Below are 22,630 nucleotides of genomic sequence, written 5' to 3'. Positions count from 1 at the left end.
TTATTATTTTTTTATATAATTCACTAATCCATCTTTACTAATAAGTTTTTGCATGAATTCTGGAAATGGTTCAGCTTGATAAGTTTCATTTTTAGTTAGGTTAGTTATTTTACCTTCTACAAAGTTTACTTCGATTTCATCACCAGCATCTATTTTATCAACAGCTTCAGGACATTCTAATATAGGTAAACCTATATTTATAGAGTTTCTGTAGAATATTCTAGCAAAAGTTTTTGCTATAACACACGATACTCCAGCTGCTTTTATAGCTAAAGGAGCATGTTCTCTTGAAGAACCACAACCAAAATTTTTATTAGCAACTATGATGTCATCTTTTTTTACATTTTTAATAAAATCTTCATCTATATCTATCATACAGTATTTAGCTAACTCATTAGGATCTGAAGTATTTAAGTATCTTGCAGGGATTATAACGTCTGTATCTACGTTGTCACCATATTTAAAAACTTTTCCTGTCTTTTTCATGTCTATTCCTCCTAAAATATTATAAGTTTTCTGGATTAGTTATTTTTCCAGTTAAAGCAGATGCGGCAGCTACTGCTGGACTTGCTAGATATACTTCTGACTCAACATGGCCCATTCTACCTACGAAGTTACGGTTTGTAGTTGCAACGGCTCTTTCGCCTTTTGCAAGTATTCCCATATGACCTCCTAAACAAGGTCCGCAAGTTGGAGTGCTTACGCTAACACCAGCTTCTATAAATATTTCTATAAGACCTTCTCTTAAAGCGTCTAGATATATTTTTTGAGTTCCTGGGAATACTATAGTTCTTACACCTTTTTTAACTTTTTTACCTTTTAATATTTCAGCAGCTACTCTTAAGTCAGAAATACGTCCATTTGTACAAGAACCAATAACTACTTGATCTATATCAATATCTCCTACTTCATCTATTGTACGAGTATTATCTGGTAGATGAGGGAATGAAACTGTAGGACGTAGTGTACTTAAATCTATGTCATATACCTCATCATATTCAGCATCTGCATCTGGCTCATAAACAGTATATTCTTTGGTAGAGTGTTCTTTAACATATTCTAAAGTTATATCATCAACTAAAAATATACCATTTTTAGCACCAGCTTCTATAGCCATATTAGCTATTGTAAATCTGTCGTCTATTGATAAGTGTTTAAGCCCTTCACCAACGAATTCCATAGATTTATAAAGTGCTCCATCAACACCTATCATACCTATAATATGAAGGATTACGTCTTTACCACTTACATATCCTTGAGGTTTACCTGTAAGATTAAACTTAATAGCACTAGGAACTTTAAACCACGCTTTACCAGTTGCCATACCAGCTGCCATGTCAGTACTTCCTATACCTGTAGAAAATGCACCTAATGCACCATAAGTACAAGTATGAGAGTCAGCTCCAATAACTGTATCTCCAGGAACTACTAATCCTTTTTCAGGGATTAAAGCATGTTCTATACCCATTTCGCCAACTTCAAAGAAGTTTTCTATTTCTTTCTCCTTAGCGAATTCACGGATATATTTACATTGTTCAGCAGCCTTTATATCCTTATTAGGCGTAAAGTGGTCAGGAACTATTGCGATTTTTGATTTATTAAAAACACAATCATAGTTAAGTTTTTTAAATTCATTTACAGCTACAGGAGTAGTAATATCATTTCCTAGAACTAAGTCAAGTTTAGCCTCTATAAATTGTCCAGCTCTAACGCTATCTAGACCTGCATGAGCAGCTAATATTTTTTGTGTCATTGTCATACCCATAATCAAAACCTCCTATTATAATATAATTTTAAATTATTATTTCATTTACTTGATTAATAAGATTATTATTTGTACTTTTACTTTTTATAGCTATTAATTTATATTCTATTGAATCTCTTAGAGCAATAAGACTTGCTTCTATAATATCGGAAGATACTCCAACAGTACTCCAAGTTTTATTGCCATCTGTAGATTCAATTATTACTCTAACTTTAGCAGAAGTAGTATTTTCAGTATCTAAAACTCTAACTTTATAATCTGTTAAATAGACATCTCTAAGTTCAGGATAAAAAACCTCTAAAGCTTTTCTTAGAGCTTTGTCTAAAGCATTAACTGGACCATTTCCTTGGGCAGCAGTAATTTCTTCCTTACCATCTACACTAACCTTTACGATACTAGAGGAGTTAAATTCTTCTCCAATTACAGAATGTTCACCTATGGTTTTGAAATAATCTATTTCAAATTTAGGAGTATACATTCCTAAAACTTTCATTACAACTAATTCAAATGAACTTTCAGCTCCTTCATACTGATAGCCTAAATGCTCTAAGCGCTTAAGTTCATCTATTACTTTTTGTGCTTCAGGAGAATCTTTAGTTATATTTTTGTTTATTTTCTGTATAGAGGATAATATACTACTTCTACCTGCAACTTCTGACATTAAAAATCTTCTTCGATTACCAACCAATTCAGGATTTATATGTTCAAAAGATTCAGAAGATTTAGTTACTCCATCTATGTGCATTCCACCTTTATGTGCAAAAGCACTGCTTCCAACATAAGGAGTATTATTAAGTAAAGCCAGATTACTAATTTCTGCAACGCTTCTTGCTGTAGAAGTGAGATTAGATATCTGATCTTTTTGAATACAGTTATAATGTTTCTTTAGTTGAAGAGTTGGTATTACAGTAGAAAGATTAGTATTTCCACATCTCTCACCAAACCCTATAAAAGTACCTTGAATTTGAGTGACACCAGCTTCAACTGCCATTATAGAATTTGCAACAGCCATTCCACAGTCATCATGACAGTGAATTCCAAGACTTACATTAGGAAAGCATTCCTTAACTTTTTTTGTTATCTCATATATTTCGTTAGGGAAAGAACCACCATTAGTATCACATAAAGTTAAATAGTCAGCACCTGATTTTGCAGCAGCCTTAAGAGCAGATAGAGCATACTCTGGATTAGCTTTATATCCATCAAAAAAATGCTCAGCATCGAAAGTAACTTCTTTACCTTTTTCTTTAAAAAATCTTATAGTATCTTCAATCATTTCAAGATTTTCATCTAATGTAGCTTTTATTATATCTGTAACGTGGAAATCCCAACTCTTTCCAAATATTGCTACGGCAGAAGTATTAGCCGTTAATAAAGCAATTACATTTTTATCATCTTCAACTCTAATTCCTTTTCTTCGTGTACTTCCAAATGCTACTATTTTAGAGTTTTTTAGTTCTATATTTTTTAATTCTTCGAAAAATTCTAAATCTTTTGAATTAGAGCCAGGGTTTCCAGCTTCAATATAACTAACACCCAGCTGGTCTAATGTTTTAACAATCTTAATCTTATCTTTAACAGAAAAGGATATGCCCTCTCCTTGAGCTCCATCTCTCAAGCTAGAGTCAAAGATTTTTATATCTCTAACCACACCAAACCCTCCTTGATAAAATAATAAAAGCCCGTCCTTGCTAATATACAAAGGACGAGCTTAAGACCCGTGGTACCACCTTAATTGTGTCGAAAAAGACACCACTTATTTCAGTTCTATCAAACCTAAAGCTTTTAACGAAGCTAACCGGTATCAACTACTAAGTGCAGACTTTTGGAAGATACTGCTCAGGAGTGATTCGCATATTACTAACAGTATCGGCTCTCAGCAATTACCGACTCTCTGTGACTATTAAAATAAAATACCTTTCTCCTTCTTGGCATTTATCACAATTTTAATTTAATATCTATGAGTTAACATGTTAGAATTTCAGAAAAATTAAATTATTTTGTATTCTATCAAGTAATCTATTTAATGTCAATAGAAAAAACTAAATAAATTTAAAGAAAAAATAAAAAATTATAAATAAATTATTAGACTAATTATTAGATTATATTAACTTTTAATAAAATTATGTTTACTGATATATATTTATCGTTTAAAATAAATTAAAATAAAATTAGCAATATAAATAGTTTTGGTCTAATTTACAAAGTAATTCAATAAATTAATTAAGATCGATCTTTAAAATTATTATTAATCTTTAAATATATTTATTCATAAATATAATACTTTTAAATAAACATGTCATATAGGTACTTAATATTACTAACTATATTTTTACATATTACAAGTTTATGTTTCAAAATATGCGCTTGATTATACGCTGTATACTTTAGTTATAAAAAAAATAGTAATTTAAAAGAAAATATTGTTGACAACATATATGCTTAAATGTATAATGAACATTAATATTAAAAAGATAAATTCTGAATATTTAAAATATTAAGTTTGAATATTAAAAATATTATGATGGAGACAAAGGTACTTTGTTATTAACTACAGAGAGCTAACATTTGCTGAAAGTTAGTGTTAATACTGGTATATAATGATCACTCCTGAATTGCCTATTTGAAAAGAAATATCTTAGTAGATTAGGCCGGCTGCTACCGTTATATAGATAGGATTAAAAGATACTAATTAGCTTTTGATCTGATGTTGAGACATCTGTGAAGGTGTGAAATAGGGTGGTACCACGGAAGCAAATCTTTCGTCCCTATAGATTGTATATCTATAGAGGACGGAAGATTTTTTTTAAACCCAAAATTAAAAAAACTAATAACTAACATACATAAACAATTGGAAGTTAGTTGATATAAATAAAAAAATTATTTAACTTTAAGGGGGAACTTTAAAATGGCAAGAATGTATTATGATTCAGATGCAAGTTTAGATTTATTAAAAGGTAAAAAGGTAGCAATTATAGGATATGGAAGTCAAGGACATGCTCATGCCTTAAACTTAAAAGAAAGTGGATTAGACGTTATAGTAGGATTATATAATGGAAGTAAATCATGGGAAAAAGCTGAAAGTGCAGGATTACAAGTAGCAGAAGTAGCTGAAGCTGTTAAACAAAGTAATGTTGTTATGATTCTTTTACCAGATGAAAAGCAAGCAGCAGTTTATAAAGAGTCTATTGAACCAAACTTAAAAGAAGGAGATGCATTGGCATTTGCTCATGGATTTAATATTCACTTTGGTCAAATAGTGCCTCCAAATAATGTAGATGTATTCATGGTTGCACCTAAAGGACCTGGACACTTAGTAAGAAGAGTTTATGAAGAAGGTTTTGGAGTACCAGCATTATTTGCAGTATATCAAGACTATACAGGTAAAGCTAAAGATATAGCATTAGCTTATGCTAAAGGTGTAGGTGGAACAAAAGCAGGAGTTTTAGAAACTACTTTTAAAGAAGAAACAGAAACTGACTTATTTGGTGAGCAAGCGGTATTATGTGGAGGAGCTACAGAACTTGTAAAGGCAGGTTTTGATACATTAGTTGAAGCTGGATACCAACCAGAAATCGCATATTTTGAATGTTTACATGAACTTAAATTAATCGTAGACCTTTTATATGAAGGTGGATTTGAAAAAATGAGATATAGTGTAAGTGATACTGCTGAATACGGGGATTACATGATAGGAAGAAGAATTGTAACAGAAGAAACAAGAAAAGAAATGAAGAAAGTATTAAAAGAAATCCAAGAAGGTATATTTGCAAGAAACTGGTTACAAGAAAACCAATTAAATAGACCTCAATTTAATGCTATTAAAAAAGCAGAACTTGAACACCCAATAGTAGAAGTAGGTAAAAACTTAAGAAGTATGATGTCTTGGATTAAGAAATAAATTTTATAGATTTAATAAATGGGAGAGGGTACTAATGAGAAGTGATTCAGTTAAAAGAGGTGTAGAAAAAGCACCTCATAGATCTTTATTAAAGGCTTTAGGACTTAGCCAAAAAGAAATTGAAAAACCTTTTATAGGTATTGTAAACTCATACAACGAACTAGTACCTGGACATATAGGTTTAAAAGACATAGTAGAAAGTGCTAAAAAAGGTGTTCTAATGGAGGGCGGTACTCCATTAGAATTCTCTACAATAGCTGTATGTGATGGTATAGCAATGAATCATGAAGGTATGAGATATTCATTAGCTAGTAGAGAGCTGATTGCAGATAGTATAGAGATAATGGCAAAAGGACATGGATTAGATGGACTTGTATTGATACCTAACTGTGATAAAACAGTTCCAGCTATGCTTATGGCAGCTGCTAGATTAAATATTCCTTGCATAATAATAAGTGGTGGACCTATGTTAGCTGGTAAACATAATGGGAAAAAAGTAGATTTAATAACAGTGTTCGAAGGTGTTGGAGCTGTAACAAGTGGCAAAATGTCAGAAGAAGAACTATATGAATTAGAAGATAAAGCTTGTCCGGGATGTGGATCATGTTCGGGAATGTTTACAGCTAATTCAATGAACTGTATTTCTGAAGTATTAGGTATGGCTTTGCCAGGAAATGGAACTATACCAGCTGTATTTGCTGAAAGAAGAAGACTTGCGAAACTAGCAGGTATGAAAATAATGGACTTAGTAAGAGATCAAGTTCTACCAAGTGATATATTAACTGAAAAAGCATTTGAAAATGCTCTTACTGTTGATATGGCGTTAGGATGTTCATCAAATACAGTTTTACATTTAACTGCAATTGCAACTGAAGCAGGAGTAAAAATTGATCTAGATAAGATTAATGATATAAGTCAAAAAACTCCAAACTTATGTAGATTAAGTCCAGCAGGACCATACCATATAGAAGAGCTAAATGAAGTAGGTGGAATTTCTGCTGTAATGAATGAACTGAGTAAAAAAGATCTTATTCATTTAGATCAAAAAACAGTAACAGGTGTAACTATAGGTGAAATAATTAAAGACAGTAAAAAAATAGGAGATGAAATTATTGCTTCTATTGATAAGCCTTATAGCGAAACAGGAGGAATAGCTATATTAAAGGGAAGTTTAGCTCCAGAAGGATCTGTTGTTAAAAGAGCTGCTGTTGCTGAAAATATGCTAAAGAATAAAGGTAAAGCAAGAGTATTTGATTGTGAAGAAGATGCTGTTGAAGAAATACTAGGTGGAAAAATAAACAAAGGTGACATTGTAATTATAAGATATGAAGGACCTAAAGGTGGTCCAGGTATGAGAGAAATGTTAACTCCAACATCTGCTTTAGCAGGAATGGGATTGGATAAAGATGTTGCATTAATAACAGATGGTAGATTTTCTGGAGGAACTAGAGGATCTGCAATAGGGCATGTATCACCAGAGGCAATAGAAGGTGGTCCGATAGGTCTGGTTAAAGACGGAGATATTATAGATATAGATATTTTAGAAGGAAAGCTAGATTTACTTGTTGACGAAGAAGAACTTGAAAAAAGAAGAAAAGATTTAGTTATAAAAGAACCATCAGTAACTGGATATCTTGCGAAATATTCAAAACTAGTCTCATCTGCATCTTACGGAGCTGTTTGTAAAATAAAATAGTAGCGATATAAGAAAGAAGGAGATAGGGTTGAAACTAAGTGGAGCACAAATAGTATTAAAGTGTTTGAAAGAGCAAGATGTAGATGTAATATTTGGGTATCCTGGGGGAGCAGTTATCCCCTTATATGATGCTCTGTATGATGAGATGGATCATTTTAATCATGTTAGAACATCTCATGAACAAGGAGCTTCTCATGCTGCAGATGCATATGCTAGAGTAACAGGTAAAGTAGGGGTTTGTATTGCTACATCAGGACCTGGAGCTACAAATACTGTAACAGGGATAGCTAATGCATATATGGATTCTGTTCCAATGGTAGTAATAACAGGGCAAGTTGCTAATAATTTAATTGGTAAAGATTCTTTTCAAGAGATCGATATAACTGGTGTTACTATACCTATAACAAAGCATAATTTTCTTGTTAAAAGTATTGAAAAATTAGCTGATACTTTGAGAAGAGCATTTCAAATAGCTAAAAATGGGAGACCTGGTCCTGTACTTGTAGACATACCTAAAGATGTGTTCCTTAGTTATGCCGAATACAAAAAAGAAGATCAAATTGATAAAACTGATAATGAAGAAAAGGTAGCTATTCAGGAAGAAGCATTAAAAGATATAGCTAATGAGATAAATAAAGCTCAAAAACCTGTTATATATGCAGGTGGAGGTATCATCATTTCTAATGCGTCTAAGGAACTTCAAAATTTTTCTAATAAGGGAGACATACCAATAGTAAATACTCTAATGAGTCTTGGTTCAATTGATAGAAAAGATAGACTGTCTTTAGGATTAGTAGGTATGCATGGATCAAAGGAAGCTAATTTAAGTGTTAATAAAAGTGACTTAATTATTGCTATAGGAGCTAGATTTAGTGATAGGGTAATAGGTAATCCAGATAAATTTGCTCCAAAATCAAAAATAATTCATATAGATATCGATGAAACAGAGATATCTAAAAATATAAGAGCAGATATTTCTTTAGTTGGAGATGTCAAAATTATATTAAATGAACTAATAAATTGTATAGAAGATAAAAATAGACAAGAATGGTTAGATCAAATAGAGAGTTGGAAACATCAAAAAGAAATAAATGATGATGAATTCATACCACAGAACATTTTAAATGTAGCTTGTGAAGTTTTAGGAAGTGAATCTATAGTATCTACAGATGTAGGGCAACATCAAATGTGGACTGCTCAGCACTGGAACTTTAAAGAACCAAGAACATTTATAACATCTGGAGGATTAGGAACTATGGGTTTCGGATTAGGTGCAGCTATAGGTGCACAACTAGGAAATCCAGAAAAAAGAGTGATACTTGTTACTGGTGATGGTAGCTTTAGAATGAATTGTAATGAGTTAGCTACTGTTACGAAACATAACTTACCTATTATAATACTATTATTTAATAATAGTAGTCTTGGTATGGTTAGACAGTGGCAGAATTTATTCCAAGATAAAAAATATTCACAAACAGATTTAGGAGACGAAGTGGATTACTTAAAACTAGCAGAAGCTTATAGAATAGAAGGATATAGAGTAGATACAATAAAGAGTTTAAGTGACGTTCTTAATAAAGTTTCTAATAATAATAGACCTGTTTTAGTAGAATGTTTAATAAATAAAAATTCAGGTGTATATCCTATAGTTCCACCTGGAAAAGCTATTAATGATTTAGTAATAAAATAATAAATACTTTTTTATAAAAGACTGGTTTATATAAACCAGTCTTTATATTTCTACAAGTAAGGTAAAGTGATAAAGAAAAATAATATTTATTAACTAAAAATTTATTTATAAGAGTTTATGAAATATTTACATATTTTTGTATTAAGATAGATTATATCAATAATGAATAGTATAAAAAATTAATAGATTTATTATTAATTTTTAAAGCTACTATGAATGTGTATTAATATATAGAAAGATAAAAACATACAAGAGAAAGGAAAATTAATATGAAACTTACAACTATGTGCTATGTAAAAAATGATGGAAAAACACTTATGTTATATAGAAATAAAAAACTTAATGATGTTCACGAAGGAAAATGGGTAGGATTAGGAGGAAAGATGGAGCTAGGAGAATCTCCTGAAGATTGTATTATTAGAGAGGTCAAGGAAGAAAGTGGTTTAACTATAAAAAGACCAGTACTTAGAGGGATACTTACTTTTCCTAAGTTTAAAGATGATGAGGATTGGTATATGTTTCTATATACAGCTAATGAATTCGAAGGGGAGCTTACAGAATCTGATGAAGGAGATTTAGAATGGATAGAAGATAATTTAGTTAATGAATTAAATATGTGGGAAGGAGATAGAGTGTTTCTAAGCTGGTTAAGTAAAAATAAATTATTTTCAGGGAAATTGATATACGATGATGGAAAGCTTGTTAAGGAAGAAGTTGTCTTTTATTAAATAATACATTGATTATGATATATAAAACTAACTTAAATATTACATAATGATGGATTTATTAAGAAAAGAATTTTTATAAAGTAATATAACTAATAATAAATATTTCTGAAATATTTATTATTAGTTATATTTATACTACTTTAACATTGTTATAGAATTATTTAATGAGTTAAATTTTAATAGAAATAGCTTTAACGTTATAAGAACAAAGTTTGAAACATATGTAATACATTTTACTATATATTCTACATAATACTTAGTACAAAATGACTAAATATGCAGAAATATAAAATAAAAAAAGGAAAATAATAAAATAAATAGAATAAATAACATTAAATTACAAAAACACATATTGGAGGTAGAGTAGAAGTGTCTGTAGAAAACACTTATAGAGAAAAGAATAGGATTATTGTTAAACTTATGTGGTTTTCATTAGCATTAGGAGTTTTAGTAGATATAATAAGTAAAGCTCCTATAAAAACTATAATAACTTTAGTTGTTGTAGGAATAATTACTGCTGGCTTGACTACAATTTTTACTTATAAAGAAATTTATGAGGATAAAGTAAGATATATAACAATTGTAGGAGTATTTTTATTATGTTTCTTAATTATTAAAACGAATCCTCATACCGGCAACTATTTGCTTTTATATTATTGCATGGGAATTATAACCATATATCAGCAACCTAAGCTAATAGCTGTTTCAGGAATAATAGGAATTATATTTACAAATTATTTTTATTTTACATATAAGACTAGCATGTTTCCGGGATTAGATTCAAAGAAATTAGTAATTCTTAACTTATATATGGTACTTGTTACGACAATTTTTATTGTTCAAAATAATGTAGCTAAAAGAATAACAGATAAGTTAAATGAAAAAAATTTAGAATCCAAGAATGATAAAGAAAAAATGCAAGAACTATTTAAACAAGTAAAAGAAACAGTAGAAGTTTTAGGAAAGTTTAGTAATAATCTGAAAGAAAATGCTAATATTGTAGAGAACATGTCTAAAGAAACAACAAATACATTCTCTTATATATCATCTAGTATAGAATCTGAGGCCCATAATATAACAGATATAAATAACTATATAAGTATGAGCAATGAAGAAGTTGAGGTAATATCAAATGCTTCAAATAATATGTCTGATTTAACAAAAGCTACTGCTATAGTAACTGATGAAGGAAATTCAAAAATAAATATATTAAAAAAAGAAGTGAATGAAGTTAATGAAAATATAAAAGAAACTGTAGAAATGCTCAAAGAGCTAAATGAACAGTCCAATTTAATTGGCAGTATATTAAACACAATAAATCAAATAGCGGAGCAAACAAACTTACTTGCATTAAATGCAGCTATAGAGGCTGCAAGAGCAGGTGAGGAAGGTAAGGGCTTTTCTGTTGTAGCTGAAGAAATAAGAAAACTAGCAGAAAACTCAAAACACTCAACTGAAGAAATATCTGTAATACTAGAACAAGTAAGAGATAAGACAGAGAAAGTAACAAGTAAAGTAGATAATGTTAAAGAATCCTTTGAAGCAAGTATTGATACAACACATGATGTAGAAAAAGTATTCGAAGAGATAAGTCAAAATAATATAAATGTACTAGATCAAGCTAAAAGTATGGATAATATGATTAAACTTTTAAAAGAAAACTCACAGAATATAGTAGAACAAATGCTTAGTATATCAAGTTCAGTTCAAGAGAATTCAGCATCTATAGAAGAAGTAACAGCAGGTATAACGGAACAAAATATTAGAATACAAGAAGTAGTTAGCAGTATAGAGGAAATAGATAGTATATCTAATAAGCTTGAAAATGAAATAAAAGAGTAAAAAAATACTTTACTAGTAAACTAGTAAAGTATTTTCTATTTAATATCAAAAAACAATGATATACTATGTATATATTCATGCTAGGAGGAGCAAAATGAAAATTGTTTATCCAGAAGAAGTTAAAATAATATTAGATACATTAAAAGGCAAAGGATATAAAGGATATATAGTAGGAGGTTGTGTTAGGGATTATTTGTTAAAGAAAATTCCTCAAGACTGGGATATATGTACGAATGCAACTCCTAATGAAATGCTTAATATATTCAAAAATTTTAAAGTTATTCCTACAGGTATAAAACACGGAACTATAAGTGTTATTGTAAATAACAAAATTTTTGAAGTAACTACTTTTAGAACAGAAAAAGAGTATATAAATAATAGAAAACCTAGTGAAGTTGAATTTACAAGAGATTTAAAAGATGACTTAAAACGTAGGGATTTTACTATTAATGCACTAGCGTATAATGATGAAGATGGACTTATAGACTTATTTTGCGGAATAGAAGATCTAGAAAAGAGCTTAATAAAATGTGTTGGAGATCCATATGAAAGATTTCAAGAAGATGCACTTAGAATACTTAGAGGAGTTAGATTTGCTACTAAGTTAAATTTTAATATAGATAATGAAACTTTTGATGCAATGCATAATAAAAGGGAATTACTTAAGAATATAAGTAAAGAAAGAATAAGAGAAGAGCTTGTAAAGATTTTGTTATCAGATAAACCTTCTACGGGAATTAGAATGTTGTCAGAATTAGATTTATTAAAATATACTATACCAGATATTGAAGAATGTATTGGGTTTGAACAGAAAAATCCAAATCATGATAAAGATATATTTGAGCATACTATGTGTGTATTAGATAATACAGAACCAAAACTAAATTTAAGATTGGCTGCTTTATTACATGATATAGGAAAACCAAAATGTTTTACAACTGACGAAAAAGGAATAGGACACTTTTATGGTCATGCTAAGATAGGAGAAGAGCTTTCTGAAAAAATACTTAGAAGTCTTAAATTTGATAATGATACAATACTTTCAGTAAAAATACTTGTGGAATATCATATGTCTTTATATAATTTTGAAAAAGATAAGAGTGTAAAAAAATTTATAAACAAAGTAGGATTAAATAATATAGAAGATTTATTAAAGTTGCAAATTGCTGATAGAAAAGGTACTAAAGAAGGCAGAGATTTTAATGAAATATGTGAGTTTAAAAATAGATACGAGGAGATATTAAATAAAAAAGAACCTCTAAGCTTTAAGGATTTAAAAATCAATGGTCATGATATTATGGAATTAGGATTTTCTCAAGGGAAAGTAATAGGCGAAATACTTAAATATTTATTAGATAAAGTTTTAGAAGATCCTAGTCTCAATAATAAAGATAAGTTATTTAAATTGGTAAAAGAAATAGATATAGATAGTTTAATTGGAAAAGAGGAATAAAATATGAAAGACTTGAATGAACTTTTAAATGACGTAATAGAAAATGAAAAAATGATATATGGAGTTTTAAGTAATCAAAGAAAGAAAGATAATAATAATTTTATTAAGGTTAATTTAAAGCCTGTATTAATAAAGGGTGAAAAAAAGATTCAATTTACATATGAATATAATAGTAAAGTTATGCATAAAAATTTAGGTAAAAGTGACAGTATAGAAGAATTAGACGAGCTGTTAAAGAATTATTTTAAACAAGGAATGTTTTTTGCTATAGATGCAGATTATCAAGTTTTAATAAGCAAGAAGGGAAAAGTAAATATATTAAAAAAGAAACCAACAAAAGAGCAAATAAGCTTAAGTCATAACAGAAAAAAAGAATACATTATAAATGAAGGTACGCCTTGTGATTTCTTAATAAGGCTTGGGATAATGAATGAAAGTGGAAAGGTTTATAATAAAAAATATGATAAATTTAAACAAATAAATAGGTTTTTAGAAATAGTTTCTGATATAGTTCCTCATATAAAGGGTAAGGAAACTTTTAATATAATAGATTTTGGATGTGGTAAGTCTTATTTGACTTTTGCCTTATACTATTATTTCGTAAAAATACTAAAGCTAAATGTAAATATAATTGGTTTAGACTTAAAATCAGACGTTATAGAATTTTGTAATAACGTTGCAAAAGATTTAAATTATAATAAACTTAGATTCATACATGGGGATATTAAAGATTTTGATGATATAGAAAAGGTAAATATGATAGTAACTTTACATGCATGTGATACGGCAACTGATGCAGCATTAGCTAAGGCAGTAAATTGGAACACCGATATTATATTATCTGTTCCATGTTGCCAGCATGAGTTATTTAAAAAGATAAATAGTTCAACAATGAAACCTATGCTAAAACATGGGATAATAAAAGAAAAATTATCTAGTCTTATAACTGATAGTTTAAGAGCGAATTTATTAGAGATATTAGGATATTCTACTCAGTTGTTAGAATTTATAGATGTGGAACATACTCCTAAAAATATCTTAATAAGATCAATAAAATCAGGTAAGATAGATAAATCATGCATAGATGAATATAAAAGTTTTAAAGAAGCTTGGGGAATAAAAGATATATATTTAGAGAAAGCTTTAGAAGATAAACTAAAAGATATGGACATATAAATGAAAAAAATGAAAAAAGGGTCTTACAAAATGTAAAACCCTTTTTATTTTTTATCGACTTTCTTTATAGATTGTACAACTAATTTTGGAGCATCATGTTCATGATCTTCATGTTGTCGCTTAACTGATTTTATTACGCCTTTTACTTCAACCCAGTCTGAGTCTGAAATATCTTTAGGAATTCCAATTTCGCTGAAATCTGCTACTATATCAAAGATCATTTCTTCATCATTTTTAAGTTTAGATTCAACTCCTATAGAGTATTCATTGTTATCAAACTTTAAAAATTGAGCATTTAATGTAATTTCCTTGTCTACATAATTGTTAAAATTTTGAATTATATTAAAAATTTCTAGTGCTGTCTTGTCATTAATAAGCTCCTTAATATCAACAGGCTTGTCAGAAGTACTAGCACCATTTTCTGGATTAAGCAAAGAAGTAAAGCTAAGAACTCCTACTACAGAAGAAATAAGTAAAACAAATACTATAGGAAAAACTATTAATGATTTTTTTACATTTATTTTGTTTTTTAGTTTCAAAATTAAACACCTCCAAAGGCTAGTGAAAAATAACAACAGTAAATTTGTATAATAATTTTTATTAGATGTAAACATTTTTATATGACTTAAAATAACATCTAAGATATAATTATATCATATTTTAAACTTAATATATTTATTATATAACATAAACATTAAAAATATTATAAAAGAAAAAGAAAGGTATTGTTTATTCTAAGAAAATATTAGAAGGAGGTTCTAAGAATATACGTATGAATAAAATAATAATTTATACTGATGGAGCATGCTCAGGAAATCAAAATAGTAAGAACATAGGGGGATACGGTGCAGTACTTACTTATAAAGATAACAAAAAGGAAATATATGGAGGAGAAATAAACACTACGAATAATAGAATGGAAATAAAGGCATGTATAGAGGCATTAAAGATACTTAAGAAAACAGATATACCAGTTGAAGTCTATACAGATTCTGCTTACTTATGTAATTGTATAAACCAAAAATGGTACGAGAACTGGCAAAAAAATGGATGGAAAAATTCAAAAAAGAAACCTGTAGAAAATCAAGATTTATGGATAGAATTATTAGATTTAATCAATAAAATAGATAATATAACTTTCTTAAAAGTTAAAGGCCATGCAGGAGTAGAACTGAATGAATTAGCAGATAGTTTAGCTAATAAGGGAATGGAACAATTTAGATGAAATAGTTAACTATATTAATAAGATAGGCATATAATGAAATAAAATTTAAAAAAGAAGGGACTGACAAAATGAATTGGGAATTTGATTCGTTATATGACTACGAAGATGATGTATTTGAACTAGAAAATCAACAAGATTTATCATATTTTCGAGTATTCCATGCTAGTCCAAATGCTCGAAAGGTTGATATATTAGCGAACAATGTTGTAATAGCTGAAAATCTGGATTATAAAGAATTTACTCAATATGTGTCGGCATATCCAGGAAGATACAGTATAAAAGTTTTTCAAGCTGGACTAAGAAGAAATCCTCTCATAGATGCAGAAATTAATACTACACCTAGAGGTATATATACATTAGCTATTGCTGGTAGAGAAGAAGATATATCTTTGCTAACGATACCTGAAACTGAAATTAGAGCACAACCTAGAATGCTTCACTTAAGATTTTGTCATTTATCACCAAATACTCCTAGAGTAGATATAAAAACAAATGAAGGAAGAGTTTTATTTAGAAATGTAGGATTTAAAGAATTTACTGAATACTTAACTTTAGATCCAGGAAACTATGATTTAGAAGTGTATATAGCTAGTACCAATAGAAGAATACTTTCTATACCAAATATTAGATTAAGACGTAATAGAAGATATACAATATATGCTGTCGGATTAAGAGGAAGACATCAAGATACACCACTAGAGGTAGTAATTTCTCTAGATGGAGGTTCATATCTGTAAAGAATCTATATTATTAATAAAAAACCTGTATGATTGTTCATATAGGTTTTAACTTTTATACATAAACATTTAGTTAATTGATATATTAAGAATTTTGTTTTAAAATAAAGTAATAAATACTATAAAGAAGAGAGTGAAGTTATTGTTTGGATATGTAATTCCTTATAAAAGTGAATTAAAGATGAAAGAATACAACATGTTTAGAGCATACTATTGTGGACTATGTAAAGCTATGGGAAAAGAAGCAAATCAAATGGTTCGAATGGGACTAAATTATGACTTAACATTTATGGGATTACTTTTATCTTCAATTCAAGAAGATAGATCACAAATTACATTTGAAGGATGTATAGCTAATCCTTTTAAGAAAAAACCTATAGTACAAATGAATAACGCCTTAAAATATACATCAAATATTAGTACTATGTTGATATATTTTAAGCTAATAGATGATTGGAATGATGAAAAGTCCATAACATCTTTATTAGGTACAGTTCCATTCATTAACTCTGTAAAAAAATCATCTAGAAAGTATCCTAGCCAATATAATGATATTAAGAAATACTTAAAAGAACTTTCAAAACTAGAAAACAATAAATGTAATAAAGTAGATGAAGCTGCAGATATGTTTGGAAAGCTTATGGAAAGTATATCAACACCAGATTTTATAACAGATGAAAAAATAATTAGAACACTTAAATGGTTAGGATATAATTTAGGAAGATGGATATATATATTAGATGCTTTTAATGATATAGAAGAAGATATAAAAAAGAAAAACTATAATCCAATAATATTGCAATATAAATATAAAGAAAATGAAAGTATAAATGATTTTTTGAATAGAATAAAAGAGCCTATAGAATTTTCTTTAACATTTACGCTTGAAAATATGTCAAGAAGTTTTGAGCTTTTAGATGTAAAGTATAATAGAAGTATATTAGAAAATATAATATATATGGGAACTAGATATAAAATGGATAACATAATTAACCAGAAGGAGGAAGAACAAATTGAGAAATCCTTACGAAGTATTAAACATTAGAGAAGGGGCTAGTGAAGAAGAAATAAGAGCAGCTTATAAAAAATTAGTAAGAAAATATCATCCAGACCAATATGCAAATAATCCATTATCTGACTTAGCAGAGGAAAAATTAAAAGAAATAAATGAAGCGTATGACTATCTTATGAAAAATAGAGGAAGTAGTAGTCAATACAATAGTAACAACGGAACTAACTATAATAATACTAATTATAATGACAATAATAGCGGAACAAATGTTTATGCACAAATTAGATCATATATAGAGCAAGGTAATCTTAGTCAAGCAAATCAAATGCTTGAGGGTATCACCGTCAGAGGAGCAGAATGGAACTTTTTAAAAGGATTACTATATTTAAAACAAGGCTGGTATGATCAAGCACGTCAATATATACAATTAGCTGTAAATTTAGAACCAGGTAATATGGAGTATAGATCTGTACTTAATAATCTGTCTTTTAGAAATAACACTTATAGAGAATATGGAAATAGTAGGGGATACAGAGGTGGAGCTTCATTTTGTGATATCTGTAGTTGCTTAATATGTTCAGACTGTTTATGTGAATGTTGTGGTGGAGACTTAATAAGTTGTATTTAATTAGGAGGATAAATTTATATGAATAATATAACCTCTACTAAAAAAATTACATTTGGTGGAATGATAGTTCTTCTATCAACTGTAATGCTTTACCTAACTATAATTATTCCAACCAATAAAATTACCTTATTAGTGATAAGTTCATTTTTATTATCAATAGTAGTGATAGAGGCTGGTGTTTCAACTTCAATTATGGCATATATTGCTACAAGTATAATCTCTTTTATTATAATGCCTAATAAAGGTATATCAATTTTATATATTTTATTGTTTGGACATTATCCCATAATAAAATATTTTATAGAGAGAATAGATAAGGTGGTACTAGAATGGATTATAAAAATTTTAGTTTTAAACTTATCTCTATATATAAACTATAAGTTTTTCTTAATGATTATAGGAAATATAAACATTGATATACCATTATGGGGTATTGTCATACTATTACAAATTCTAATTATAGTTTATGATTATATTTTTACAATGGCTATAAGCTATTATAAAAACACAATAAGAAAAAAGTTAAGATAGAGAGGATAAAATATGAACAAAATTTTTAAATCAAGATTAATACTATTATTTATAACAGTTATCTTACTATTATCAATTACATTATCAGGATGTAATGTACAAGATTCTTCAAATGAAGTTGGAAAAGATCAGTTAGCAGTTCATTTTATAGATGTAGGACAAGCAGATAGCATATTAATACAATTTCCTAATGGACAAACGTCCCTAATTGATGGAGGAAATAGAGATGATAAAGATTTAGTTGTAAATTATATAAAGGAACAAGGAATAAAAAAGATAGACTATTTAATAGCAACTCATCCTCATGAGGATCATATTGGAGGTTTGCCAGAAGTTATAAATACTTTTGAAATAGGAAAAATATATATGCCTAAGAAATCTGCAAATACTAAGATTTTTGAAAGAGTTGTAAAATCAATTAAAGATAAAGGGTTAAAAGCCACTGTAGCAAAAGGTGGAATAGATATAATAAATGATAATGATTTAAAATTTAAAATAATAGCTCCAAATTCTGATAACTACTCTGATACTAATGAATATTCAATAGTTAATAAATTAGAGTATAAGAACATATCATTTCTTTTTACGGGAGACGCTGAAAAAGAGTCAGAGGAGGAGATGTTAAACTTAGGATATAATTTATCATCAGATGTATTGAAAGTAGGTCATCATGGAAGTAGAACTTCAACTTCTGATAAATTTTTAAAAGCAGTAAATCCTAAATACGGTGTAATATCACTAGGTAAAAATAATGATTATGGACATCCTCACAAAGAAGCTATTGATACCCTTAAAAATAACAATGTGAATATACTTAGAACTGACGAATTAGGTACTATAAGAATAATATCAGATGGTGAAAAACTAATATTACCTAAAAATATAGAAAGTAATACAGTACAGAATACAACTGTAGAAAAAAGCATATATATAGGCAATAAAAACACGAATGTATACCACTCTGAAGAATGTAGTAGATTACCAAACGAAAAAAACAGAGTAATTTTTAACACCAAAGAAGAAGCAGAGAAAAGTGGATATCGACCAGATAAACAATGTGTAAAATAGTAAAAAAGGAGATCACTATATGAAGGGAATAATTGATAGGTTTGAAGGGGACTTAGCCATAGTGGAATTGGAAAATGATAAAATGATAAACATTAATATAAAAAAGCTACCTTCTGAGGCTAAAGAAGGTAGTGTGATAATAATAGAAGACGAGATAATAACTATTGATAAAGAAGAAACAAAAAAAAGAGAAGAACATATTAAGAAGCTTTTAGATGATATATTTGAATAAAAGACACTTAATTACAATGATGCTATTTAAGAGACTTATTATTAGCATTGATAGCAATAAATTATTGTAAAGTATAGTCAGAGTGAAACTAAATTAATAAATATACAAGTTAATAATATTTATGCACATCAAATATAATAACATTGGACAGAACCTGCCTACATAAAGATATTAATAAAAAGTAAAGAATTAAAAACAAATTAAACTTGAAAAGTTATTCTAAAACATGTATTATTATTAAAGGAGTATAATAGAGGAGGTTCAATGAAATGTTTGGAAAAAAAGCTAATAAAATTATAGCTTTATTTATTATTGGAATAATGACTATAGGATTTGCTGGATGTTCAAATCAAACAGGAACTAAAGAAGGAAAAACGGAAATAGAAAAAATAAAAGAATCAGGAAAAATAGTTTTAGGAACAAGTGCAGATTATCCGCCATTTGAGTTTCATAAAGAAGTTAATGGTAAAGATACTATAGTTGGATTTGATATTGAAATAGCTAAAGAAATAGCTAAAGATTTAAACGTAGAGCTAGAAATAAAAGAAATGTCTTTTGATCCGCTTATAATGGCTTTACAAAATAATAAAATAGATATGGTTTTAGCAGGTATGACACCAGATAAAGAAAGAGCAAAAAAAGTTGATTTTTCAGATAAATATTTCTTTGGTAAACACTATATAGTAATAAATGGTAAAAATAAAGATAGTATAAAGACATTAGAAGATTTAAAAGGAAAAACTATAGGTGTACAAAAAGGTGCTGTGCAACAAAAGATAGCGCAAAAAGAAATAAGTGGGGCAAAACTTAAGCCACTAGTAAAAGTGCCTGATTTGATATTACAATTAAGATCTAATAAAGTAGATGCAGTATTGATTGAAGACATTGTTGCTAAATCATATGTAGAGAATAATAAAGACTTAGTTTTACCAGGAATAGAATTTAAAGATAAAGAAGGCGGATACTCAGTAGCTCTTAGAAAGAATAATAAGGAACTAGTAGAATCTATAAATAAAACAATTAAAAGACTTCAAAAAGAAGGTCTTATAGATAAATATTTTGAAGAAGCAAATAAAATGTCAAAATAGATTTTTCGGTAATAAGATAGTGGATACCACTATCTTATATTGTGTAAAAAAGAAGTGTTAGGGGGTTAGAATATTGGACTTTTCGTTTTTAAGTAATTATTATAAATTCTTTATAGTAGGTGTGAAAAATACAATATTATTATCTATATTAGCAGTATTTCTTGGAACTATATTAGGAACTATATTAGCCTTAATGAAAATATCTAAAAACAAACCACTTAAATTAGTTTCTAGTGCTTATATAGAATTTGTAAGAGGTACGCCTCTTTTAGTACAATTATATATAATATATTTTGCTTTACCTTTTGATTTTACAGAAATTACAGCAGGGGCAATAGCATTATCACTAAATAGTGCTGCTTATGTAGCTGAGATAATAAGATCTGGTATTGAAGCTATTGAGAGTGGACAAATGGAAGCAGCTAGATCACTTGGAATGAGTCATACTATGTCCATGAGATATATAATTATTCCTCAAGCAGTAAAAAATATAATACCTGTATTGGGAAATGAATTTGTAACTATAATAAAAGAATCATCTATAGTATCAGTTATAGGGGCGACAGAGCTTATGTACAATGTAGATACGATTAGAGGAAATACTTATAATGCTATAGGACCTTTAGCAGTAGGTGCTATACTATACTTTGTATTGACATTTACACTATCAAAAATAGTTGGACGTATAGAAAGGAGGATGAAGGCTAGTGATAGAAGTATCTAACTTAAATAAAAAGTTTGATAAATTACATGTATTAAAAGGTATTGATACAACAATAGAAAAAGGAGAAGTTGTTGTTGTTATTGGACCTAGTGGATCAGGAAAAAGTACTTTTCTAAGATGTTTAAATCTACTTGAGCAACCAACTAGTGGAGAAATAAAGTTTGAAAATATTTCTATAACTGATAAGAATACAAACATAGATAAGTTAAGACAAAAAATGGGTATGGTTTTTCAACAGTTTAATTTATTTCCACATATGACTGTATTAGAAAACATAACTCTTGCACCAATAAAATTAAAAGGATTAAGCAAAGAAGAGGCAGAAAATATTGCTTATGATTTGCTAAGAAGAATTGGACTAGAAGATAAGGCTTCTACTTATCCTAACAATCTTTCTGGTGGTCAAAAACAAAGAATTGCAATAGCTAGAGCGTTAGCTATGTCACCTGATGTTATGTTATTTGATGAACCAACTTCAGCACTAGATCCTGAAATGGTCGGAGAAGTTTTAGAAGTTATGAAAGGCTTAGCAAAAGAAGGAATGACAATGGTAGTTGTAACACATGAGATGGGATTTGCAAAAGAAGTTGGAGATAGAGTTCTGTTTATGGATGAAGGTAAAATAGTAGAAGAAGGAAAGCCTGAAGAAGTCTTTGGAAATCCTAAAAACGAAAGAACTAAGAACTTTTTAGCAAAAGTTTTAGTATAAAGCTTACTATATTTGTATATAGCGTTTTTGTGAAGTAGTTTTTAAAATATAAAATGATATTGACTATATTTATATAGTGATATATAATTTATATTAATATAAATTAAGGCTTTAAATAGCGAAAGACTATGATTAGAAGAGTAGATTTAGGTAATTATCACAGAGAGTCGGAACTACGGTGAGAATCCGATATGAGACCTATTTTGAAGAACATCTATGAGTCTCTAACCGAAATCTGTGGAAAGTAGGCTTAGACGGATCCAACCCGTTAAGAATTGGACAGTATCGATATCGATTAATTCTGTACTGGAAAGAGAGCTTTTAGCTAATTAAGGTGGTACCGCGGAAGATAACCTTTCGTCCTTTATAGGACGAAGGGTTTTTTTGTTTTTGTAATTTTAATAAAATAATTATAGATATATGTA

The 22,630-nt window shown here is 28.6% G+C and carries 21 protein-coding genes and 3 other annotated features; of the genes, 17 read left to right on the top strand and 4 right to left on the bottom strand.

Annotated elements, in window-relative coordinates:
* Positions 1-3 precede the first annotated feature (3 nt).
* The 3 genes from leuD to cimA are packed head-to-tail and all read right to left on the bottom strand — an operon-like array spanning position 4 to position 3,416.
* A complete protein-coding gene (gene leuD, locus CLPU_RS00700; protein WP_050353715.1) occupies positions 4-486 on the bottom strand; it encodes a 3-isopropylmalate dehydratase small subunit in 483 nt (160 codons plus the stop codon).
* A gap of 19 nt (positions 487-505) precedes the next feature.
* Positions 506-1,765: a 3-isopropylmalate dehydratase large subunit gene (gene leuC, locus CLPU_RS00695; RefSeq protein WP_050353714.1), complete on the bottom strand. Its 1,260-nt coding sequence runs from the start codon at positions 1,763-1,765 to the stop codon at positions 506-508.
* A 28-nt stretch (positions 1,766-1,793) separates the two neighbouring features.
* A complete protein-coding gene (cimA, locus tag CLPU_RS00690; RefSeq protein WP_082154006.1) occupies positions 1,794-3,416 on the bottom strand; it encodes a citramalate synthase in 1,623 nt (540 codons plus the stop codon).
* Positions 3,417-3,463: 47 nt separating this feature from the next.
* Positions 3,464-3,704, bottom strand: a binding site (T-box leader).
* A gap of 573 nt (positions 3,705-4,277) precedes the next feature.
* Positions 4,278-4,538: a binding site (T-box leader), on the top strand.
* Positions 4,539-4,673: 135 nt separating this feature from the next.
* Here cimA and ilvC point away from each other — a divergent pair.
* The 7 genes from ilvC to CLPU_RS00655 all read left to right on the top strand — a co-directional run bounded on the left by ilvC (position 4,674) and on the right by CLPU_RS00655 (position 14,251).
* The gene (gene ilvC, locus CLPU_RS00685; RefSeq protein ID WP_050353713.1) at positions 4,674-5,666 is read left to right on the top strand and encodes a ketol-acid reductoisomerase; all 993 of its coding nucleotides are present in this window, start codon (positions 4,674-4,676) and stop codon (positions 5,664-5,666) included.
* 34 nt (positions 5,667-5,700) lie between these two features.
* Positions 5,701-7,362 carry a dihydroxy-acid dehydratase gene (ilvD, locus tag CLPU_RS00680; RefSeq protein ID WP_050353712.1) on the top strand — a complete coding sequence of 554 codons (1,662 nt, stop codon included), beginning with the start codon at positions 5,701-5,703 and terminating at the stop codon, positions 7,360-7,362.
* Positions 7,363-7,390: 28 nt separating this feature from the next.
* The gene (gene ilvB / locus CLPU_RS00675; RefSeq protein ID WP_050353711.1) at positions 7,391-9,052 is read left to right on the top strand and encodes a biosynthetic-type acetolactate synthase large subunit; all 1,662 of its coding nucleotides are present in this window, start codon (positions 7,391-7,393) and stop codon (positions 9,050-9,052) included.
* 269 nt (positions 9,053-9,321) lie between these two features.
* A complete protein-coding gene (locus CLPU_RS00670) occupies positions 9,322-9,780 on the top strand; it encodes an NUDIX hydrolase (protein WP_050353710.1) in 459 nt (152 codons plus the stop codon).
* Between the two features lie 369 nt (positions 9,781-10,149).
* Entirely contained in the window at positions 10,150-11,622 is a 1,473-nt protein-coding gene (locus CLPU_RS00665; RefSeq protein WP_050353709.1) for a methyl-accepting chemotaxis protein, read from the top strand.
* Positions 11,623-11,716: 94 nt separating this feature from the next.
* Positions 11,717-13,075, top strand: coding sequence for a CCA tRNA nucleotidyltransferase (locus tag CLPU_RS00660; protein WP_050353708.1), 1,359 nt, complete (start codon positions 11,717-11,719; stop codon positions 13,073-13,075).
* Between the two features lie 3 nt (positions 13,076-13,078).
* The gene (locus CLPU_RS00655; protein ID WP_050353707.1) at positions 13,079-14,251 is read left to right on the top strand and encodes a class I SAM-dependent methyltransferase; all 1,173 of its coding nucleotides are present in this window, start codon (positions 13,079-13,081) and stop codon (positions 14,249-14,251) included.
* Positions 14,252-14,295: 44 nt separating this feature from the next.
* Here the strand turns inward: CLPU_RS00655 and CLPU_RS00650 are convergent, their stop codons facing one another.
* A complete protein-coding gene (locus CLPU_RS00650) occupies positions 14,296-14,790 on the bottom strand; it encodes a hypothetical protein (RefSeq protein WP_050353706.1) in 495 nt (164 codons plus the stop codon).
* Between the two features lie 233 nt (positions 14,791-15,023).
* Here CLPU_RS00650 and rnhA point away from each other — a divergent pair, with 233 nt between their 5' ends.
* From rnhA to CLPU_RS00600, 10 genes are all read left to right on the top strand, one after another.
* On the top strand, positions 15,024-15,476 hold the full coding sequence (gene rnhA, locus CLPU_RS00645) for a ribonuclease HI (RefSeq protein ID WP_050353705.1): 453 nt from the start codon (positions 15,024-15,026) through the stop codon (positions 15,474-15,476).
* A 68-nt stretch (positions 15,477-15,544) separates the two neighbouring features.
* Positions 15,545-16,213, top strand: a complete 669-nt coding sequence (locus CLPU_RS00640) for a DUF4397 domain-containing protein (RefSeq protein ID WP_050353704.1) — start codon at positions 15,545-15,547, stop codon at positions 16,211-16,213.
* A 142-nt stretch (positions 16,214-16,355) separates the two neighbouring features.
* Entirely contained in the window at positions 16,356-17,258 is a 903-nt protein-coding gene (locus tag CLPU_RS00635) for a DUF5685 family protein (RefSeq protein ID WP_050353703.1), read from the top strand.
* A complete protein-coding gene (locus CLPU_RS00630; protein ID WP_050353702.1) occupies positions 17,227-17,853 on the top strand; it encodes a DnaJ domain-containing protein in 627 nt (208 codons plus the stop codon). The genes CLPU_RS00635 and CLPU_RS00630 overlap by 32 nt, the downstream gene beginning before the upstream one ends.
* Before the next feature lie 18 nt (positions 17,854-17,871).
* The gene (locus CLPU_RS00625; protein WP_235436073.1) at positions 17,872-18,384 is read left to right on the top strand and encodes a hypothetical protein; all 513 of its coding nucleotides are present in this window, start codon (positions 17,872-17,874) and stop codon (positions 18,382-18,384) included.
* Positions 18,385-18,396: 12 nt separating this feature from the next.
* Positions 18,397-19,452 carry an MBL fold metallo-hydrolase gene (locus tag CLPU_RS00620; RefSeq protein WP_050353701.1) on the top strand — a complete coding sequence of 352 codons (1,056 nt, stop codon included), beginning with the start codon at positions 18,397-18,399 and terminating at the stop codon, positions 19,450-19,452.
* 19 nt (positions 19,453-19,471) lie between these two features.
* Positions 19,472-19,684 (top strand): DUF3006 domain-containing protein, encoded by a 213-nt coding sequence (locus CLPU_RS00615; protein WP_050353700.1) that lies wholly within the window; start codon positions 19,472-19,474, stop codon positions 19,682-19,684.
* Positions 19,685-19,953: 269 nt separating this feature from the next.
* Positions 19,954-20,772: a transporter substrate-binding domain-containing protein gene (locus tag CLPU_RS00610; protein WP_050353699.1), complete on the top strand. Its 819-nt coding sequence runs from the start codon at positions 19,954-19,956 to the stop codon at positions 20,770-20,772.
* Between the two features lie 73 nt (positions 20,773-20,845).
* Complete coding sequence (locus CLPU_RS00605) at positions 20,846-21,496, top strand: amino acid ABC transporter permease (protein ID WP_050353698.1); 651 nt, start codon at positions 20,846-20,848, stop codon at positions 21,494-21,496.
* On the top strand, positions 21,480-22,205 hold the full coding sequence (locus tag CLPU_RS00600) for an amino acid ABC transporter ATP-binding protein (RefSeq protein ID WP_050353697.1): 726 nt from the start codon (positions 21,480-21,482) through the stop codon (positions 22,203-22,205). The genes CLPU_RS00605 and CLPU_RS00600 overlap by 17 nt, the downstream gene beginning before the upstream one ends.
* A 119-nt stretch (positions 22,206-22,324) precedes the next feature.
* Positions 22,325-22,573: a binding site (T-box leader), on the top strand.
* The last annotated feature ends 57 nt before the right edge of the window (positions 22,574-22,630 follow it).

Source organism: Gottschalkia purinilytica (genome assembly GCF_001190785.1).
Taxonomy (GTDB): domain Bacteria; phylum Bacillota; class Clostridia; order Tissierellales; family Gottschalkiaceae; genus Gottschalkia_A; species Gottschalkia_A purinilytica.
Note: the sequence above shows the minus strand (reverse complement) of the source record. Positions and strands in the feature narration are given on the sequence as shown.